This is a genomic window from Rhizobium sp. GW821-FHT14E12 (assembly GCF_058803745.1).
In genome coordinates, this window is record NZ_JBXAPH010000035.1 from 1 (window position 1) to 876 (window position 876).

Below are 876 nucleotides of genomic sequence, written 5' to 3' on the forward strand. Positions count from 1 at the left end.
CGATCCGGCGCGCATGTGCGGTATTGAGGATCGATCGGTCGCTTTATGTCTACAAGTCCAGGCGCGGCGAGCAGGCCGAGTTGAAGCTGAAGATCAGGGACATCTGCCAGACGCGAGTGCGTTACGGTTATCCCTCGGCCGGCAGGTGATTGCTAGGCAATCAGCGAAAGGCGTCGCGTTCATGTCCTGCTCAAGCGCGACGGATGGCCCGTCAATCCGAAGCGAATCTATCGCCTTTACAAGGAGATGGACCTCCAGCTCCGCAACAAGGTTCCCAAACGACGGGTCAAGGCGAAGTTGCGGGCGGATCGCACGGAAGCCACCCATTCCAACCATGTCTGGGCCATGGACTTCGCTCATGACCAGTTGGCCACGGGTCGCAAGGTCAGGGTGCTCTGACGGTAGTCGACACCTTCTCGCGCTTCTCACCGGCAGTCGACGCCCGCTTCAACTACAAGGGCGAAGACGTGGTACAGACGCTCGAGCGGGTATGCCGGCAGGTCGGTTATCCCGCCTCTATCCGCGTCGATAATGGCAGTGAATTTATCTCCCGGGACCTTGACCTCTGGGCTTATCACAAGGGCGTCGTGCTCGACTTCTCCCGGCCTGGCAAGCCGACCGACAACAGCTACATCGAGAGTTTCAACGGCAAGTTCCGCGCCGAGTGCCTGAACGCTCATTGGTTCATGAGCCTTGACGACGCCCGTTCGAAGATGGAGGATTGGCGTAGAGACTATAACGAGTTCCGGCCACATAGCGCGATCGGCAACAAGGTGCCGATTTCGCTCATGAACGGCTCATCGGCACCCCCGCCGAACTGAGCCTAAACCCCGGAAAATTCCAGCGCCCGCTGGCCCAAATTCGGGGTGCACGTCA

General features: G+C 59.4%; 1 pseudogene. It reads left to right on the forward strand.

The annotated features are described in order from the left end of the window. Window positions 1-821, forward strand: a pseudogene (locus AC1RO0_RS31920) (IS3 family transposase); the annotation flags it as partial. Between the last annotated feature and the right edge of the window lie 55 nt (window positions 822-876).